Raw genomic sequence first — 19,425 nt, 5'->3', positions numbered from 1 at the left:
GATTATACTGAGTAACGTCAGCAAACAATTAGAGTGTCTGGAAGTAACTTACAGGCGGGGCTTTGAGAGATTTTTGTGAGAGCAGCGGGGTAGAATGGTAGAATTACTCGCTTGTGAGAGGAGCCTGAAGGTTGAGGACGATGAAATATCGTGGAATAGTTGGGATGGGGTTGTTTTTTATCCTTGCCTTTTCCCTATTAGTAAGTATTATTTCCCCAACGATTCAGGACCAAGATACCCCGGTGGCCAAGCAGGGCGTACTGGATTTGTCGAGATGGGACTTTGAGAAACAGGGATTAGTTGATCTAGACGGAGAATGGGAGTTTTATGAAAATAAATTACTGAGTCCTTCTGAGATTCAGCAAAGTATAGATAAGAAATCTACATATCTATCTGTCCCAGGCACATGGAAAGGCAAGATCATAGAAGATGGAATGGACCGTAAAGGGGCTGGCACCTATCGACTTAAAGTGTTGGTCAAAGATTCGGATGAGATTCTTGGTTTGAAAATAAGAAGTATCCGTATGTCTCAAAAGTTATTTATCAATGGGAAGCAGGAAGGAGAGGACGGGGTTCCTTCAACAGAAAGTGAGTCATTTAAGCCAGGGAATACTCCGTATACGGTATTTTTTCAGTCTAATACCCAAGAGATAGAAATTGTAATTCAAGTGTCTAACTTCAACTTTATTACTGGGGGGATCGTGAATTCAATCCCACTGGGCGTGCACACGGATATTACAAAACTGAACAGTATTCAGACGGGTACTGACATTGGAATTATATTGATCCTGGGGATGTTTGGAGCATATCATCTCAGCTTCTATTTCGTTGGGCGTAGAGAAAAGGCCTATTTGCTCAGCGGTTTATATTTGCTTATTCTTTCTTTGAACAATTCTCTATATGGAGAGAAGATATTTCAACAGTTATTACCCCATTTCCCTTTTGAATCAACTTACAAGCTATTGGAAATAAGCCAGTTTGTCGGTTCGATTATCATTATTATGTTTTACTGCTCGGTCGAGTCCCGGTTGATGTCAAGTAAGAGGATGAAGATTGTGTTGTCTCCATTTGTCCTATATCTGGTATCGGTTTTGGTGCTCCCGTATGGTGTACACATTCGTATGAAGTATCTATTTGTAACCTATCTTGGAATCGTTATGGTGGTAATCATAGTCAGAATGATCTATTTATATGTTCGCAGCCAGAGCCAGACGACGGATCGAAAAGAACTATTTTTGTTCATTGGCGGTGCGATTTCGCTCCTGATATTTTTCTTTGATGTAAGTCTTTACTCTGAAAATGTTCTGCAGACCGATTTGGTGGGTAAATGCGGAGTCATTGGTTTTATTGTTTTCTTCAATATTATGTTAGCTGTACGATTCTCAAATACTTATGATAAGACGGAAATGCTGTCCCGTCAGTTGCTAATCTCGAACCAGCTTAAAGATGAATTTCTGATGAACACTTCTCATGAGATCAAAACTCCGCTGCATGGCATTATGAATATGACATCCTTTTTATTAGAAGATGGCGAAGATAATCTGTATCCATTACAGAAACAGAATCTTTGGTTAATTAAGGACACTTCTACAAAACTGTCTATGCTCATTCAGGATTTGATTGATGTTAGTCTTTTGAAGCATGGAGAATTACGACTACAGCAGACAGTGGTTGATCTAAGGGTGGCTTCACAAATTGTATTTGATGTGTTGCAGTTTGAGCTCGCAGGGAAATCTGTGCGATTAGATAATCAGGTGGAACCCGATGTTTGGGTGCTTGCGGATGATAGTCGATTAAGACAAGTCATGTACAATTTAGTTCACAATGCGATCAAGCATACGGATAAAGGATTTATTACCATAAAAGCTTATGTAAAGGGAAATACAGTATCTGTTACGGTGGAAGATTCAGGAACTGGGATATCCCCTGATATGCATACCGCCATATTTGAATATTTTGAACAAGTCGATAAACCACTTCCGCAAGATGGTTACACAGGAATGGGTGTGGGTCTGTATATTAGCAGAAAGCTAATTGAGCGGATGGGCGGTGAGATTCGGGTGGATTGGTCTGAGGTTGGTCAAGGCACTCGAATGATCTTCACCTTGCCCAAAATCGAGCGGATCCCAGGCTACCGCGAAGTAGCAGCTACAGGGGTGGGGCAGCACGCGCATTTTGAGCAGACCTCGCTAGATATAGTGGATCAGAGTGGATATACGATCCTAATTGTGGATGATGAGGCCTCTAACATTCATATTCTGCTGAATATTTTAAGACGGCATCATTACAATGTAATTACGGCGTTTTCAGCGAATGAAGCAATGGACAAAATGGAGCAATACCCTAATATGGACCTAGTTATATTAGATGTCATGATGCCGGGGATTTCAGGAATTGAGTTGTGCCGAACGTTGCGGGTGCGTTACTCCATTCTGGATTTACCTATTTTGTTTGCTACAGTAAAAGACGCGCCAACAGATATTGCGCTTGGCTTCAGGGCTGGGGCGAATGATTATATAACTAAACCATTTGATGGAGAAACGCTGATTGCGAGAATTCAAACGCTGATTGCAATGAAGACATCGATACAAGAAGCGATACGAAATGAGTATGCCTTTCATCAAGCGCAAATCAAACCGCATTTTCTGTATAACGCACTGAGCAGTGTGATCTCTTTCTGTTATACAGATGGAGAGAAAGCCGCCTATTTGTTATCCATGTTAAGTCAATACATCCGTTATATTCTCGATATGGACCGTTCCACTTTAGTTGTTCCTTTGCACCGGGAGTTAGAGCTGATTCAAGCCTACGTGGAGATCGAAAAAGCGCGTTTTGGAGAACGGTTTGATTTTATTTTTTATATGGATGAGGGTCTGCGTTCTGTTGAAATCCCTTCCTTATGTATTCAGCCATTTGTTGAAAATGCGATCAGACATGGATTGTTTGAAAAAGAGGGTCAGGGCAGAGTTTCGCTCACGGTTCAAGCAGGTAGTAACTATATGAAAGTTATCATCGAAGATGATGGTGTGGGTATGCCAGATGACTTGCTATATCAATTAACTGGAGACGAGCAACTGGATGGCAGTATTGGAATCCATAACATTCGAAAGCGTCTAGGCGCTATACCCGGAGCTACCCTAACCATTCATTCCGACCTTGGGTTTGGGACCAAAGTAACAATGTATTTACCAGCAAGCCTTGGGGGCATGGAGGGAGAAACACGATGATTCGTGTAGTGATTGTTGAAGATGAGAAGCCAATTTTGAATTTGATGAAGGTACTGATCGGTCGTAATCCAGATTATACCATTAGCGGGGCCTTCTCAAATCCATTAGAGGCACTGGAGTGCATACCTGATTTACAACCGGATGTCGTGTTTATAGATGTTGAAATGCCTAAGATGAATGGTATTGAGCTGGCAAGCAGAATTCAGAAGCTGATGCATCAACCGGAAATTGTATTTACAACGGCCTACAAGAATTATGCACTGGAAGCGTTCGAGGTTAGTGCACTAGATTATATACTTAAGCCAATAACTCCCGAAGCGATCCACAGGGTTACTGAACGACTTGTTAAACGAATGAAACCTGCGTTGATCCTAGAGCCAAAGAAAACGGGGCCTATGATTCGCTGTTTTGGCGGATTTGAAGTTTGTGATTCAGAAGGCAAGCCCATTCATTTTCGAACGCGCAGAGCAGAGGAATTATTCGCATATTTTCTATGTAATGCAGGTCGTTATATCAGTAAATGGAGAATAATTGATTTGTTATGGCCAGATATGCAGGATGAGAGAGGGGCATCCAACCTGTATAATACGATTTACCTCTTGAAAAAAATGCTAAAAGAAAAGGGCTTCGGCATGGAAATACGTAAAATGAATGATGGTTATATGCTGGAGACCGGAAATGAAAGTTATGATGCTCTTGATTATCAAAGGTTTCATTTAGAAATGGCTGAAGGGAAACAAAACACTACTCAAATGGAGCGGCTTTGTATCTTATATCAGGGGCCTCTGCTGGATGGAAAGCCTTATCTATGGAAGATATCGCTGGAGGAAGCATATTGCAAGCATTTCACAACCTGGACTCGTTTGCTAGTGGGCAGTGATTGTGCTGCTCAGGACTGGCATAAAGCCGAGCAACGATTAGAAAAGTTCATAAGCTTATATCCGCTGCATGAAGAAATGAACCAGCAAATGATTGATATTTATGCCAAACTCGGAAATAAAGAAAAGATCGCACGGCTTTATGAAAAATTCGAGACGGCTTATCGTACGGAGCTGGGAATGGTTCCTTCAACAGAGTTTAAAGATTATGTAGCTGCATATCTGGCCTAATATTCATATGAAAAAAGTTACAGCAGAGGGAGAAATCTCTCTGTTTTTTTCTTTTGTTCGGCATTAACCGACAATTTGTGAGAATTTGGTGAGTTGTGGTTGATATGATTTTCCTAAACATGGGAGTGAAAATACATAGGAAAGAAGTTGAGAGTGTGCTTCGATTAGTCAGGTCCAAGAAGGCTATAAGCATTTTATTATTGGTATTACTGGTCAACATATGCTCGTCCCTATTTATTAGAGGCGGAGAAATGGCTTACGCTGACTCTGCGGATATGGATACGACATCGGTATTTCAGAAGGCATATGTTACAAGTTTTATGAGTGGTGTAGTGGATGTAATAGATTTAACGAATTTATCGGTGGAAAAGGCGAAGATCAAGGTGGGAAATCAGCCGAATAGCGCCGCCATTAATCCGAATAAGACCCAGGTCTTTGTAACTAACAGAGCGGATGGGACTGTTTCTGTTATAGATCCATCCACTGACACTGTGATTTCAACCATTGCAGTGGGGACGTGGCCTCATGGCGTTGCATTTAACTCAGACGGCAGTAAAGCCTATGTGGCCAATTACTCCAGTAACTCTGTTTCAGTGATCAATACAGCTACGCTTTCAGTGATACGTACAATATCTGTAAGTGATAATCCAGTAGCAATGGTGGTGATTGGAGATCGTCTGTATTTAACCCAATCCGGTAGAAGTGAGGTCTCTGTACTGGATGTTAAGAGCGACACTGTGATTTCTAAAATTCCGGTATCTTCGTCACCCTATGGTCTTTCAGTTAATCCCGCGGGCTCCAAGATCTACGTAGCGACAGTTTCAGGTACTACTTTAGATGTGATTGATACAGTAACAAATAAAGTGGAAGCTACCATTCCTGTTGGTGGTCCAGCTTACGCAACAGAAGTCAGTCCGGATGGGAGTAAGGTTTATGTAGTTAACGCTTTAAGTAATTCGGTTACTGTTGTCAATGCAATAACGAATCAGGTGGAAACAACTATGAGTGTGGGTTCTACGCCATATGTAATTGGTCTCTCCAAAGATGGGAGTCAAGCATTTACGGTTAATTATGGTGCTAGCAATATGAGTGTAATAGATACAACAAAAAATACAGTAATAAAAACTATAAATCTCAGCCCAGGACCTTTTATGGTAGGTACCTTCATGGTTCCTGTAGCTGTAGCTGTTAATACAGACCCCGGGAATAGTGGTGGTCCAGAGGATAAAGATGCGCCGATAGTATCGACATATGCCCCTGAGAAAAATGCGCAGAATGTAAAGGTCGACTCAGACCTTACGTTGACCTTTAATGAAGGTGTAAAGGCCGTTTCGGGTAAAAATATATCGATTTGGAAACCACAAGTTACTTCTAACGCCAGTGGTTCCGAATATCCGGAGGTGCTTGCAAACTCAACCAAAATAGAGACGATCGCCGCTGATGATACAAGTAAAGTGACGATTTCGAACAATGTTGTAAAGATCAACCCAGCTGCTGACCTAGATTATAAAACGAATTATTTCGTGAAGATCGACCCGGCAGCGTTTAAGGATTCAGCAGGTAATCTCTATGAGGGATTGAATGGAGAGATAGAGATTCTTGATGGCCAAGTCCATGTGCCGGATGGCTTCACGGGTGCTGAGGTATGGGATTTCAAAACAGGCGCCGGTAATGATACCACTGCACCTATAGCAACAGAGTTCTCTCCTGCGAAGAAAGAATTGAATGTAGCAACAGATGCTAATTTGACTCTAACTTTTAGTGAAAACGTACGAGCGGGCAGGGGGAAATTTATAAGGATTATGGTACCGGGAACAATGTTCTCGGATGGATCATCTAACAATTATACTGAGGCTGTCGAGTTCGAACGGATTTCCACGAGTGATACTACAAAAGTGACGATTTCAGGCAATAAAGTTACGATCAATCCAGCAAAAAACATGGCAAATAATAAATATTATTATGTGACCATGGATAGTGGAGCTTTCCAAGATACCTTCAATAATGATTATGTTGGGATGGTCACTTCGGTACAGTATATTAATAATGTACTAATGGAGATTGGCACAGCTCCGTGGTATTTCAAAACCGCAGCTCCAGCGGATACACTCGCGCCAACGGTAGTGGGATTGACTCCTGCCAATGATGCCAAGGATGTTCCGGTGAATACCAACCTCGTATTGGCATTCAGCGAAAATATCAAGGTGACTGGTAAAACGATCAAGATTCTTAACAAGGCAGACGACAGTGTTATAGAGACGATTACAGCGAGTGATCCTACGAAAGTTACGGTATCTGGAAACAAAATAACGATTAAGCCTGCTACAGATTTGACGTATGGTACTGGGTACTACGTGCAGATTGAAGCTGGAGCCGTTCAAGATATCGCAGGTAATAGCTATACAGGTATCAGTGACAAGACGAAATGGAACTTCACAACAGTGGCACCAGATGAAACTGCTCCAACAGTGACCTCTTTGGCACCCGCTATTAATGCAACAAAAGTACCTCTGAACACGGAACTCACTGTCACGTTCAGCGAGAAAGTAAGGGCATTAGTGGGGGAAGAAAAATATATTAGAATCATGTTACCGGGTAGTGCTTTTTATTCTGAAGATTATTATGAATCTCATCCCCCTGAAGAGGTAGAATTGATTGCTATTGATGATACTAATAAAGTAACAATCACAGGGAACGTAGTAACGATTAAACAGACCAAATTGGATTATGGCCGAGAATACTATGTAACCATTGATCAAGGTGCTTTGGTAGATATAGCAGGAAACAGCTATGAAGGTCTATACGGTTTTGCGGAATATAGACATTTCTCAGGGTCACCTGCGGTAGGTAAGGAAGTAGCAGAAAATACATGGATCTTTGAAATGGTAGCCAAACCGGATACTACACTACCAACTGTAACGACACTATCTCCTGCTGATGAAGCAACAAATGTTGGAGTGGACTCCGATTTGAAGCTTACGTTTAGTGAAAATGTACTAGGTGTGACAGGCAAAAAGGTTATGCTCAAAAAGGAGCTCGATAACAGTACTGTTTATACGTTTGATATGGGCGATATAACCAGTGTTAGCGTCTCAGGCAAAACAGTGAGGATCAATCCTTATTTGATGCTGTCAGATCATGACGGAAAATATTTGGACTACAATACGAAATATTATGTACAGGTTGAATCCGGAGCACTAAAAGATGCGAAAGGTAACGCTTTTGCAGGGATTACGGATAAGACTACATGGAACTTCACGACAGGATTAGCTCCAGAAAAGACGGATCTTACGGCTACAGCATATTCGCCGATAAAAGGGGCTATGAATGTAGTAGCGGATACAAATCTGAAGCTAACATTCAGCTCAGCTGTTCAGGATGTTTGGGGTAAGAAAATTGAAATCCGCAAAAAGTCCGACGATAGTATCGTGTACAGCTTCGAGACGGGTACTATGGGCGTCAATGTATTGGGTAACACCGTAACGTTTAATCCAATGATTGTAACGCCTGGCAACGGTGTGAAAGTGGGTTATCTACAACCAAGTACAGAATATTATGTCCTTGTTGCAGCTGGGGCGTTTAAGGATGCTGCCGATAACAAGTACGCTGGAATTACGGATAAAGCAGCTTGGACGTTTACGACTGAACCAGATACGGATGGGGACGGTATCCCAGATAGCTTAGATCCATTCCCAACCGACCCGACGAAGCCAGGTAACGGTGGTGAACTGGATACAGACGGAGATGGTATTCCAGATAGTCTAGATCCAGACGATGATAACGACGGTTTGACAGATGAGCAGGAGATCGTACTTGGAACAGATCCGAAAAAGGCGGATACAGACGGCGATGGAATCAACGATAAGGATGATCCCTTCCCGACGGATGCAACGAAACCGGGAAAAGTCGGTGATGAGTTGGATACAGACGGAGATGGTATTCCGGACAGTCTAGATCCAGACGACGATAATGATGGCCTGAGCGATGAACAGGAACTCATTAATGGAACTAATCCGAAGCATCCAGATACAGATTATGACGGAATCAATGATAAGGATGATCCGTTCCCAACAGATCCGACGAAGCCAGGTAACGGTGGTCAACTGGATACAGACGGTGATGGTATTCCAGATAGTCTAGATCCAGACGATGATAACGACGGTCTGACAGATGAACAGGAAATCGTGCTCGGAACAGATCCGAAGAAGGCAGATACGGATGGCGATGGAATCAATGATAAGGAAGACCCATTCCCGACGGATGCAACGAAACCGGGAAAAGTCGGTGATGAGCTGGATACAGATGGAGACGGCATTCCAGATAGTCTAGATCCAGATGATGATAATGATGGTCTGAGCGATGAACAGGAACTCATTAACGGAACTAATCCGAAGCATCCAGACACAGATCATGACGGAATCAATGATAAGGATGATCCGTTCCCAACAGATCCGACGAAGCCAGGTAACGGTGGTCAACTGGATACAGACGGTGATGGTATTCCAGATAGTCTAGATCCAGACGATGATAACGACGGTCTGACAGATGAGCAGGAAATCGTGCTCGGAACAGATCCGAAGAAGGCAGATACGGATGGCGATGGAATCAACGATAAGGATGATCCCTTCCCGACGGATGCAACGAAACCGGGAAAAGTCGGTGATGAGCTGGATACAGATGGAGACGGCATTCCAGATAGTCTAGATCCAGATGATGATAATGATGGCCTGAGCGATGAACAAGAAATCGTGCTAGGCACCAATCCGAAGCATCCAGACACAGATCATGACGGAATCAATGATAAGGATGATCCATTCCCAACAGATCCGACAAAGCCAGGTAACGGTGGTGGTGAGCTGGATACCGACGGCGATGGTATTCCAGATAGACTAGATCCAGACGATGATAACGATGGCCTGACGGATGAACAGGAAATAGTGCTTGGAACAGATCCGAAAAAGGCGGATACAGACGGCGATGGAATCAACGATAAGGATGATCCCTTCCCGACGGATGCAACGAAACCGGGAAAAGTCGGTGATGAGTTGGATACCGACGGAGATGGCATTCCGGACAGTCTAGATCCAGATGATGATAATGATGGCCTGACCGATGAACAGGAACTCATTAACGGAACTAATCCAAAGCATCCAGATACAGATCATGACGGAATCAATGATAAGGATGATCCATTCCCATTGGATCCGACAAAGCCAGGTAACGGCGGTCAACTGGATACAGACGGAGATGGTATTCCAGATAGACTAGATCCAGATGATGATAACGACGGTCTGACAGATGAGCAGGAAATCGTGCTTGGCACAGATCCGAAAAAGGCGGATACAGACGGCGATGGAATCAATGATAAGGATGATCCCTTCCCGACGGATGCAACGAAACCGGGAAAAGTCGGTGACGAGTTGGATACCGACGGAGATGGTATTCCGGATAGTCTAGATCCGGATGATGATAATGATGGCCTGAGCGATGAACAAGAAATCGTGCTAGGCACCAATCCGAAGCATCCAGATACAGATCATGACGGAATCAATGATAAGGATGATCCATTCCCAACGGATCCAACGAAGCCAGGTAACGGTGGTGAACTGGATACAGATGGAGATGGTATTCCAGATAGTCTAGATCCAGATGATGATAACGACGGTCTGACAGATGAGCAGGAAATCGTGCTCGGAACAGATCCAAAAAAGGCGGATACAGACGGCGATGGAATCAACGATAAGGATGATCCGTTCCCAACGGATGCCACGAAGCCATCCTTAAGTCATCTAATAAATGATTACAATAAGTTGGATATTATCTATGGTGCAGGGGATCATGCGAAACATGTGACCAAAACGTTATATTTGACTGAAAAAGGTGCTTCTGGAAATACATCAATCACTTGGGAATCAAGTAAACCGGATGTCGTTAGTGCAACGGGTAAAGTAGTTCAGCCTGGACCTGATGAAAGTGATATTGAAGTCACTTTAACTGCAACGATTCTTGATAAAGAGACTGGTGAGAAGCGTACAAAGACATTTAAAGTGACCATTGTCAGAATGTCAGATGAGGATGCTGTTAGAGATGCTGCTAAAGCATTAGGGGTAGATAAGGCTTTTAAATTCTCGGATGGAGATACTTGGGAGTCAGTTACAAATGAATTCTTGTTGCTTGGTACAGGAAAACATGGAACGAAGATTACATGGACCTCGACCAATATCGATGTTCTTAAGCTATCCAGCAAAGATGGTGAGGAACATGGTACCGTGAACAGACCTGAAGTTGGTGATAAGAATGTAATTGTTACCGCTACGATCTCTAAGGGTACCGCCAACATCACAAAGAGTTTCCTTCTGGTTGTTACTAACAAGAACATAGTGAAGGAAAAAGAAAATACACGCCAAGAGAGTGGAAGAACGGCTGATGTAAAGGCAAACGCAAATGACACGATTCACACGGAGAGTCTGAACATACTCAGAACAACGCTCAGCAATCAGGTTAAGATTGATACTGTTATCGTTGATCCTTCAAAAGTGGAAAGTCTGACGAATTCATTTAATCCTCAGGATGGAGATATTAACAACCGGACGCTAACTGTTGAAATTAAGCAGCAAGCAGATGATAAGGCAGATGAGATTGCCATAGAGATTCCAGCTGCAGCTGTTTCGGCACTGGCTGACAGAAATGCGGGTATGAATATCTTTACCGATGAAGGTTCTGTAAAGTTGAGTCAGGAAGCTTTAATAGACGCAGCAGCTAAGGGTACAGATCTTTATTTCCGAATTGTACCGATTAAGAACGCACAAGAGGATAGTGAGGCTAAAAAAGCAGCGAATACTGATCCTAAGGTTACTTTAGCCGCTGCTGGGAATCAGATTAACTTACTGGGTCTGCCAAGAAAGATTGAAACAAACTTTGGTGGATTTACCACAAAGGTTGTTCTCCCATTAAGTGGAATTACCATTCCAACTGAGAATAGACAAGCTTTCCTAGACGCTTTAAAGGTGTTCATTGAACATACGGATGGCACGACAGAGTTGGTATCAGGAACTATTCAATATGAGAACGGCGTAGCAAAAGGGATCCAATTTGAGATTTCGAAGTTCAGTCGTTTTCAAATCGTCAGTTTCTCCGCTCAGCCGAATAAAGAGAATAATTCGGAAGGAACGAACACGTCCGGTGGCACTACAATCACTAATCCTACTAAAAATAGTGGCACGGACAAGGAACAACCTAACAATCCAAATGTAGTCCATGAATCGCATAAAGGATATATTTTAGGCTATGCGGATGGCAGCTTCAACCCGGAACGAATGATTACCCGTGCGGAAATGGCAACGATTTTGGCACGGTTATGGGGTAAGAATGAAGCACAAGTTTCCTCATCTTATAAAGATGTAGATACAACTTATTGGGCTTTGCAGTCTATTAGTATAGTTACAGCACAAGGATTAATGAAGGGGTATGAAGATGGCAGCTTTAAGCCGAATCAGCTAATTACTCGTGCAGAAATGGCTATCATTGTAGAGCGCTTGCTGGATAATGCACAAAGTGGGACCAGCAGCTTTAAAGACATTAATAGTGGACATTGGGCAAAAAATGCGATTGATGGGGCCAAAGCAGCTGGTATTATCAACGGATATTTGGATGGAACATTCCGTCCGAATCAGACATTAACTCGTGCAGAAGCCGTTGTGATGATTAACAGACTTTTGGGCAGAGGACCATTGCATGGAGCACAGCAGAAGTGGAAAGACGTCAGCGATAAACACTGGGCGTACGGACACATTCAGGAAGCTAGTATGAACCATTCCTTTGAGAGACAGCAAATTGGTGGAGAGCAATACATTCCTGAGGTAAAATAAATGAATCTTTTATAAGTGAATAAATATTTTTTTAAAAGAGAACCCCCTTACGCTATACGGTATCTATATACTGTTAGCGGTAAGGGGGTTTTTTTGCGAAACTTTTCTTTTATAAGTTTTTTCTACTATCAGCTAACATTTCGAGAAGTTAACCGTTATACATACGAAGGGAGGTGCAGGATGAAGCCCGGGCAGCTACATCAGATACTTCAACCGAAAATGTTAGAAATTCAAAAATACTTGATTCGTCTCGGGGCACCTGCAGCCGATGCTGAAGATATTGTACAGGATACGGTGTATAAGGCGCTTTTGTATATCGATTCCATTGATGAGAACAAATTCAGTGCATGGCTATATAAAGTGGCGATTAATCGTTATTATGATCTGTGCCGCCGCAGCAAGCGGATAGTCATTCCTATTGATTATGTGGATGTGCCAGATATGGAACTGCCGGAGGATCATGTGCTGTTAAAAGAGAAACGAGAGGACATCGAACGTGTACTAGATGAGCTTCTTCCTCTCCACAAACAGCTCATTATTATGAAGTACGAGCTGGAGCTGTCCTATCAGGAGATAGCTGAGCTCCTTGGGATCACAACGGATACGGTCAAATCGGCATTGTTTCGTGCCCGCAAGCAATTTCAAAAAAAATACAGAGGTGAAGCGGAATGACGGCTCCATGGGAACAAAAGGATGATCAAAACCTTTCAAAAATAATTAAGAAAGCAAAACGAAAAACAATGATCCGTAATACGGTCATTTCTCTGATCGTGACCATTATTGTATTGCTTAGCGGCATGCTCGGTATCACTCAACTGACAAGCTGGTTAGCGATGCGTGGTCTGGATGAGGAGAGGATTATGATGGAAATTAGCAGTCCTAATCTTCATGAGCTGAGAACTGAGCTGGATTTAGGCTTTTTATCGGGCAAAGTTGAATTGAGTACGTACAAGGTTGTTGAGGGTGTACCTGTCGTGTGGGATACTAAAAAGCTGGAATTCAGTATGAGCAGCCGCTTTTCTCTGCTTAATAGGGGTTACTCTAGTATAAATGTTCCTGATCCAGTAATGACCAGCCAAAATTATGAATATTACCGAGGATATAACAGTCAAAATGGACAGCGGGAAATGATGTTCTACGTACCTGGGGTGAATTATAACGGAAAGGTGTTGAATGACCTACCTGCACTTGATCAAATGGAACCTGGTAAGCTGGTAGAAATGGCAGTTTCATTGGATAAAAGCTATACACAAGCAGAAGTAGAGAAGATGCTGCCAACAGAGCTGACACAGAAGTGGTATTGGGTAGATACGTATGACAATAAAAAGAAGCTTGAGTTTATTACGAATGACAGCAGCCCGAATAAATATGCATTACCGGAATCAGCGAGACAAGTATACGGTTACGGTGTCAATTGGGAAGGGTTATTTAAACCGAAACCAGAGAATTTTTTACAATCACTAGCATATGGGCTTCAGAAAGAGGGCAAGTATTACGGAGAATTTGAGCGAATCTCGAACTATTTGAAAAAGGATAAAGCGGCACCGGATGCCAGTGACGTACAGCTATTGGGAGTTGTTGTTACAGGAACTGCTAAGGAGCTGCAGAGCCTTAGAGGAAAACCGTATGTAAATACGGCAGTACTCGGCGCAGTTGTGGATAAATACTAGATCGTATAGTAAAAAAGAAGCCCCGGGAACGATGATCCCGGGGCTATTTTGATCATATCACAACCTACCATTTATGCTACGTCCATTTGGCCGACCATAGCTTCATTTCCTTCAAAATTTGATGCAAATCCTCACCTTTTGGAGTTAAAGAATATTCCACTGTTACCGGTACGGTAGGAAAAACATGGCGTTCTAGCACACCGTGTTCCTCTAAATGGCGTAGAGTACTAGTCAAAGCACGAGGGCTGACATTAGTGATTTTTCGCTGAAGCGCTCCAAAGCGTTGGGTACCGTCGAATAACTCTCTTAGTACGAGAAAAGCCCATTTTCCGCCCAATACCTCAAGTGTTTTTTCTACATTACATTCAATAGTAAGTGGGGTTTTAGGGATATGATTATTGCTAGATTTAGCTGTTGTCAAAGAATCTCCTCCTGTTTTTGATGCCACTATACTCTTGTATAGTAACTACTCTAGAGATCATATAGTAAACTAAATTTCACTTCTTCCTATTATATACAAACTATTCTAGAATGAATATGTGCGTTAGGCAACCTGCCGAAATCATAACACGGAACTATGGAAGGAGCAGTTATTATGAAATATCGTAGATTAGGTGGAACAGGCCTAAAAGTTAGCGAGATTAGTCTGGGAAGCTGGCTGACATACGGAGGATATGTAGAAAGAGATAATGCTGTTAAAGCCATTGAAACCGCTTACGACCTAGGCGTAAATTTTTTTGATACGGCAAATGTTTACGAAAAGGGTGCTGCTGAGAAAGTGCTAGGCGAGACCTTGCGGAACTATCCGAGAGAATCCTATGTGCTGGCCACTAAAGTATTTGGCGAAATGGGGACGGGGCCTAACGATCGTGGTCTATCCCGCAAGCATATTACGGAACAATGTCACGCAAGCTTGCAGCGTCTCGGCGTAGAATACGTGGATATTATGTATTGCCATCGTTTTGATACGGAAACTCCAATTGAAGAGACCTTACGTGCGCTGGATGATCTGGTTCGTCAAGGCAAGGTATATTATGTCGGTGTAAGTGAGTGGACTGCGGCGCAAATGACAGATGCGCTAGCTGTAGCAGACCGCTATTTACTGGATCATATCGTGGTTAACCAACCGATTTATAATATGTTCGAACGTTATATTGAGAAAGAAATTATTCCGCTCGGCGAGCGACGTGGCATTGGACAGGTTGTTTTTTCTCCACTGGCTCAAGGGCTGTTAACTGGTAAGTATAACGCGGACATCCCTGAAGATAGCCGTGCGGCTAAGCTGGATCGGTTGAAAAAGGCGATTACAGAAGAGAAGATTGAAAAGGTTCGCCAACTAAGCGGGGTAGCTGCGGAGCTAAATATTACTGTGGGAAATCTGGCTTTGGCTTGGATTTTGCGTCAGCCTAATGTTTCTAGTGCGCTAGTGGGTGCCAGTCGTCCGCAGCAGGTCGAAGAGAATGTTAAGGCTTCGGGAATAGAACTTTCCGAGGATATTTTGAAGAAAATTGAAGAGATTCTTAACTAGAGATAGATTCATAAAAAAGGAGATATGATCATGGCGAAAGTAGTTGTTACTGGCGGAAGCGGGATGCTCGGCAGATGGGTGGTCCGGCATTTTGTTGAGCAAGGGTATGAGGTTGTGAATGTGGATACGCAAAAATCTCCAGATTCCTTGTGCCAAACGATCATTGCTGATTTGAATAATTTAGGTGAAGTGTACGGCGTACTTGCAGGCGCTGATGCAGTTGTGCATCTGGCTGCGATCCCGGCCGCAAATATAAAGACGAGTGAAGTCACCTTTCAAAATAATGTAGTATCCACCTATAACATTCTGGAGGCTGCTGCTGGACTAGGCATTCGCAAAGCAGTTATTGCTTCCAGTGAATCCTCTTATGGCATCTGTTTTGCGGTTAACCCGTTGGGACCCCAGTATGTACCGATGGATGAAGATCATCCACAACTTCCTGAAGACAGCTACGGTCTATCTAAAGTTGTGAATGAAAAGACAGCAGAGATGTTCCAGCGCAGAACGGGCATACAAGTCGTTTCCCTAAGAATCGGAAATGTCATTGACCCATCGACGTATGAACGTTTCCCTTCCTTCATTCATGATCCCGCGCAGCGTGATCGGATTCTGTGGAGCTATATTGATACACGGGATGTAGCGACAGCTTGCCAATTGGCGATTGAAACGGACGGATTGGGCGCAGTTGCTCTTAATATATGCGCAGATGAGACCAGTATGGCTGTTCCTAGCAGAGAGTTAATGGCCGCACGTTATCCAGAGGTGACGGATTTCCGCCAGCCGCTGGAAGGCCATGAGTCGTTACTCAGCAATGCGAAGGCGAAGAAGCTGCTGAATTGGCAGCCAAAGCACTTATGGCGAGATTACGTTAACGAATAAATGACGAGCCAGGTTTACTTTTACTATAAATGAGAGTTCAAAAAGTACGCTTTTTGAACATCCTCTATAAGGAGCGTGTGAAATGAAGGTATTATTTATCGGAGGTACGGGACTGATTAGTCAGGCTGTATCCCCGCTCGCCGTAGAACAAGGAATAGAGCTGTATTTGTTCAACAGAGGACAAAGAGGCGAATTCGTTCCGGATGGGGCGAAGGTGATTCAAGGTGACATTCGTAATCCGGCGGAGGCTGCCGAAGTATTGCGAGATTATGAATTTGACGTAGTGGTAGACTGGATTGCTTTTACACCGGAACATGTGCAGACAGATATTGACCTGTTTACAGGTAAAACGAAGCAGTACATTTTTATCAGCTCGGCCTCGGCTTATCAGAAGCCACAGCGTAATTATATAATCACAGAAGAGACACCTCTGGAGAATCCTTATTGGGAATACTCGAGAAATAAAATTGCTTGCGAGCAGCTATTGATGGAAGCACACAAGAACAGCGGATTCCCGGTTACGATTGTTCGTCCTTCCCATACTTACGGAAATACAGCCATCCCTGCGGCACTCACGAGCGGACAGCATCCTTGGACCTTGATTGATCGTATCCGTCGTGGCTTGCCTTTAGTCATCCATGGAGATGGAACATCTTTGTGGACACTGACGCATAACTCAGATTTTGCCAAAGGGTTCGTCGGATTGCTTGGGCATCCGGAAGCGATTGGGGAGGCCATTCATATTACTTCTGATGAGGTGTTGAACTGGAATCAGATCTATGCGGCCATTGGGCAAGCGGCAGGTGTGGAGCCGAAAGTGGTTCATATCTCTACAGACTTTATCACAGCCTTCTCCCCTCCAGGGACGGCGGATGGCTTGATCGGCGATCAAGCGGTCAGCAGTGTTTTTGACAATCGTAAAATCAAACGTCTCGTGCCTGACTTCCAGGCTGCCGTTCCTTTCTCTGAAGGGATAAAGCAGTCAATTGCTTGGTTCGAGGCTCATCCAGATCAATGCACGGTTGATGCGGAATGGTCTGCTTTACTAGATCATTTGATCGAGAAACATGGAGTTGAGGCCAAGCCTCTATCCTTTTACTCATAAAATTTGTACGGTTAATATTTAAAGACGGTCTGTTCCTAAGGGAGCAGCCGTTTTTTTTGGGTTTGTCTAGCTCAATGTAAGGTTATGGAATGAATCAGCAAATCATGAATATACTCTCACTACCTTAAATTCCGTTAAAAAGGAGTCCTGGCCATGCCAACACATCCCTTTGTCTCGCGTTTTTTTGTAAACTCAGATGCAAGCCGTGAGAAGTTAATTTATGATTTGCCAGAATCCTGGTGGAGCCGTCCCTTTGAATATGAGTGGTGTATTAACTTTATTTCACCACATGGTGTGGTGCTGGATGCTGCTTGTGGAATTCCTCATCCCTTGAAATTTTATTTAGCTGGGGTATGTGCAGAGGTTTATGCTTGCGATATGGACAGCAGGGTTATTTACCGGGAGGACATCCTAGATGCGATTACTGATGAGATCGGGGAAAAAGCGGCAAAGCAGGTTATAGCTAGAAGAACGAACAACTTACATCTTGCTCAGGCCAATCTTGCGGCTCTTCCATATGAGGATGAGAGCTTTGACACTATTTTTTGCATATCAGTGCTGGAGCATTTGACCTTAGAGGATACGGTCGGCACTTTACGGGAATTTCACCGAACGTTGAATGAAGAGGGGCTACTCGTGCTAACGTTTGATTACCCGACGGTAAACTTAAATCTTATGAATGATTTGCTGCTGCAGGCTGGTTTTCAATATTGGGGGGAGACGGATTTTGAGTTGCCTGCAGATGCTGTGTCCACAGATTTGTGGGGTGGGTTACAATGCTTCCGGGCTGTTTTGAAAAAATCAAAGGCATAACAGGTCTTCTTACCCTTAAATTAGTAATCTATTTCCAGTAAGCTAGAATAATAGCTAATATAGATTCCATAATGAGGATAGGAGGCTGTATTTTTTGAGATTAGGGTCGAATGTACTGCGCAGCATGCTACTTACTACACTTCTATTATCACTGATTCTCCCTTCGACGATTGCATCTAGTGCAGCTTCGCCATCTTCAGAACCTATCAGACTTGCTTTTGCTGGTGATATTCTCTTGGACGGTTTTGTGGGTGATCAGATCGCGAAATACGGAGTGAACTTTCCGTTTGTGAAAGTCGCACCTACCTTGCAAAAGGCAGATATCGCCTTCGCGAATCTGGAAACGCCAGTGTCTATTCGAGGGAAGGCAGCAGAGAAAACCTTTGCCTTTAGGTCTAAACCAGCAGTGCTTAGTGGCTTAACCTATGCTGGGATTGACGGCGTTTCTTTGGCTAATAATCACATTTTAGATTTCGGAACAGACGCTATGCTCGATACATTGGTGCATCTGGATCGAAACAAGATTGGCCATACAGGAGCTGGTGAAAATGTAGAGGAAGCGTTCAAACCGTATACAAGGACGGTAAAGGGGAAGAAGATCGCTATCTTAGGTGTAAGTCGAGTGCTTTCAGGCCCTTCTTGGTATGCCGGCAACAATAAACCGGGAGCTGCCTCAGCGTACACCTCGCAGCCTATGCTTACGGCTATCCAGAAGATGTCTAAGGAGAATGATTACACGATTGTGTACATTCACTGGAATGAAGAGTTTAAGGATTATCCTGAACAATACGCCCGCAAGCTAGCCAAACAGATGATTGATAGTGGTGCAGATATCATACTCGGCGCACACAGCCATTGCCTGATGGGCATCGAATACTACAAAAATAAACCGATCTATTATTCACTTGGAAACTTTGTGTTTAATCGTTCAACACGTGGTGGAGAAAAGACACTTCACTCGATGCTGGTGAATTTTGAGATTAATGAGGCCAAGGTGACTAGTAAGATTACGCCAGTCAAAATTATTGGTGGACAGCCGAACTTCATGGACGATTCTTATAATAAGAAGACGATCAAGCTAATGAATAGCCTATCTTATAATGCAATTATTGATGCGAATGGCAGGGTTACGGAGAAGCCATTATAACGATAGAATAGATCGACCAGAGATCACTGGTCGGTTTTTTTTGTAATTAAATTCAATTAATTGTACTAAATTTATCCAA

The 19,425-nt window shown here is 43.3% G+C and carries 11 protein-coding genes; 10 read left to right on the top strand and 1 reads right to left on the bottom strand.

Annotation, left to right across the window (positions count from 1 at the left end; genetic code table 11):
• The first annotated feature begins 140 nt into the window (after positions 1 to 140).
• The 5 genes from MKX35_RS31290 to MKX35_RS31270 all read left to right on the top strand — a co-directional run bounded on the left by MKX35_RS31290 (position 141) and on the right by MKX35_RS31270 (position 13,874).
• Positions 141 to 3,227, top strand: a complete 3,087-nt coding sequence (locus MKX35_RS31290) for a hybrid sensor histidine kinase/response regulator (protein ID WP_076301122.1) — start codon at positions 141 to 143, stop codon at positions 3,225 to 3,227.
• Positions 3,224 to 4,336: a response regulator gene (locus tag MKX35_RS31285; RefSeq protein ID WP_076301121.1), complete on the top strand. Its 1,113-nt coding sequence runs from the start codon at positions 3,224 to 3,226 to the stop codon at positions 4,334 to 4,336. The genes MKX35_RS31290 and MKX35_RS31285 overlap by 4 nt, the downstream gene beginning before the upstream one ends.
• Positions 4,337 to 4,587: 251 nt before the next feature.
• Entirely contained in the window at positions 4,588 to 12,204 is a 7,617-nt protein-coding gene (locus MKX35_RS31280) for an Ig-like domain-containing protein (RefSeq protein ID WP_341044540.1), read from the top strand.
• A 180-nt stretch (positions 12,205 to 12,384) separates the two neighbouring features.
• Positions 12,385 to 12,876, top strand: coding sequence for an RNA polymerase sigma factor (locus MKX35_RS31275; RefSeq protein WP_042186445.1), 492 nt, complete (start codon positions 12,385 to 12,387; stop codon positions 12,874 to 12,876).
• Positions 12,873 to 13,874, top strand: a complete 1,002-nt coding sequence (locus MKX35_RS31270) for an anti-sigma factor (protein ID WP_076300895.1) — start codon at positions 12,873 to 12,875, stop codon at positions 13,872 to 13,874. The genes MKX35_RS31275 and MKX35_RS31270 overlap by 4 nt, the downstream gene beginning before the upstream one ends.
• A gap of 76 nt (positions 13,875 to 13,950) precedes the next feature.
• On the opposite strand, the gene MKX35_RS31265 is transcribed toward MKX35_RS31270, so the two are convergent.
• A complete protein-coding gene (locus MKX35_RS31265; RefSeq protein WP_076283339.1) occupies positions 13,951 to 14,295 on the bottom strand; it encodes a winged helix-turn-helix transcriptional regulator in 345 nt (114 codons plus the stop codon).
• 174 nt (positions 14,296 to 14,469) lie between these two features.
• On the opposite strand from MKX35_RS31265, the gene MKX35_RS31260 reads away from it, so the two are divergent.
• The 5 genes from MKX35_RS31260 (at position 14,470) to MKX35_RS31240 (ending at position 19,346) form a co-directional block, all read left to right on the top strand.
• The gene (locus MKX35_RS31260; protein ID WP_076300896.1) at positions 14,470 to 15,402 is read left to right on the top strand and encodes an aldo/keto reductase family protein; all 933 of its coding nucleotides are present in this window, start codon (positions 14,470 to 14,472) and stop codon (positions 15,400 to 15,402) included.
• Between the two features lie 30 nt (positions 15,403 to 15,432).
• Positions 15,433 to 16,281 (top strand): NAD-dependent epimerase/dehydratase family protein, encoded by an 849-nt coding sequence (locus MKX35_RS31255; RefSeq protein WP_076283337.1) that lies wholly within the window; start codon positions 15,433 to 15,435, stop codon positions 16,279 to 16,281.
• Between the two features lie 82 nt (positions 16,282 to 16,363).
• Positions 16,364 to 17,386: an SDR family oxidoreductase gene (locus MKX35_RS31250; protein WP_076300897.1), complete on the top strand. Its 1,023-nt coding sequence runs from the start codon at positions 16,364 to 16,366 to the stop codon at positions 17,384 to 17,386.
• A gap of 153 nt (positions 17,387 to 17,539) precedes the next feature.
• Entirely contained in the window at positions 17,540 to 18,199 is a 660-nt protein-coding gene (locus MKX35_RS31245) for a class I SAM-dependent methyltransferase (protein ID WP_076283335.1), read from the top strand.
• A gap of 124 nt (positions 18,200 to 18,323) precedes the next feature.
• Positions 18,324 to 19,346 (top strand): CapA family protein, encoded by a 1,023-nt coding sequence (locus tag MKX35_RS31240; RefSeq protein ID WP_076300917.1) that lies wholly within the window; start codon positions 18,324 to 18,326, stop codon positions 19,344 to 19,346.
• Positions 19,347 to 19,425 lie beyond the last annotated feature (79 nt).

The sequence above is a fragment of the Paenibacillus sp. FSL R5-0923 genome (assembly GCF_038009145.1).
Lineage (GTDB): Bacteria > Bacillota > Bacilli > Paenibacillales > Paenibacillaceae > Paenibacillus_AQ.
This window is presented reverse-complemented; position numbering and strand designations above follow the sequence as displayed.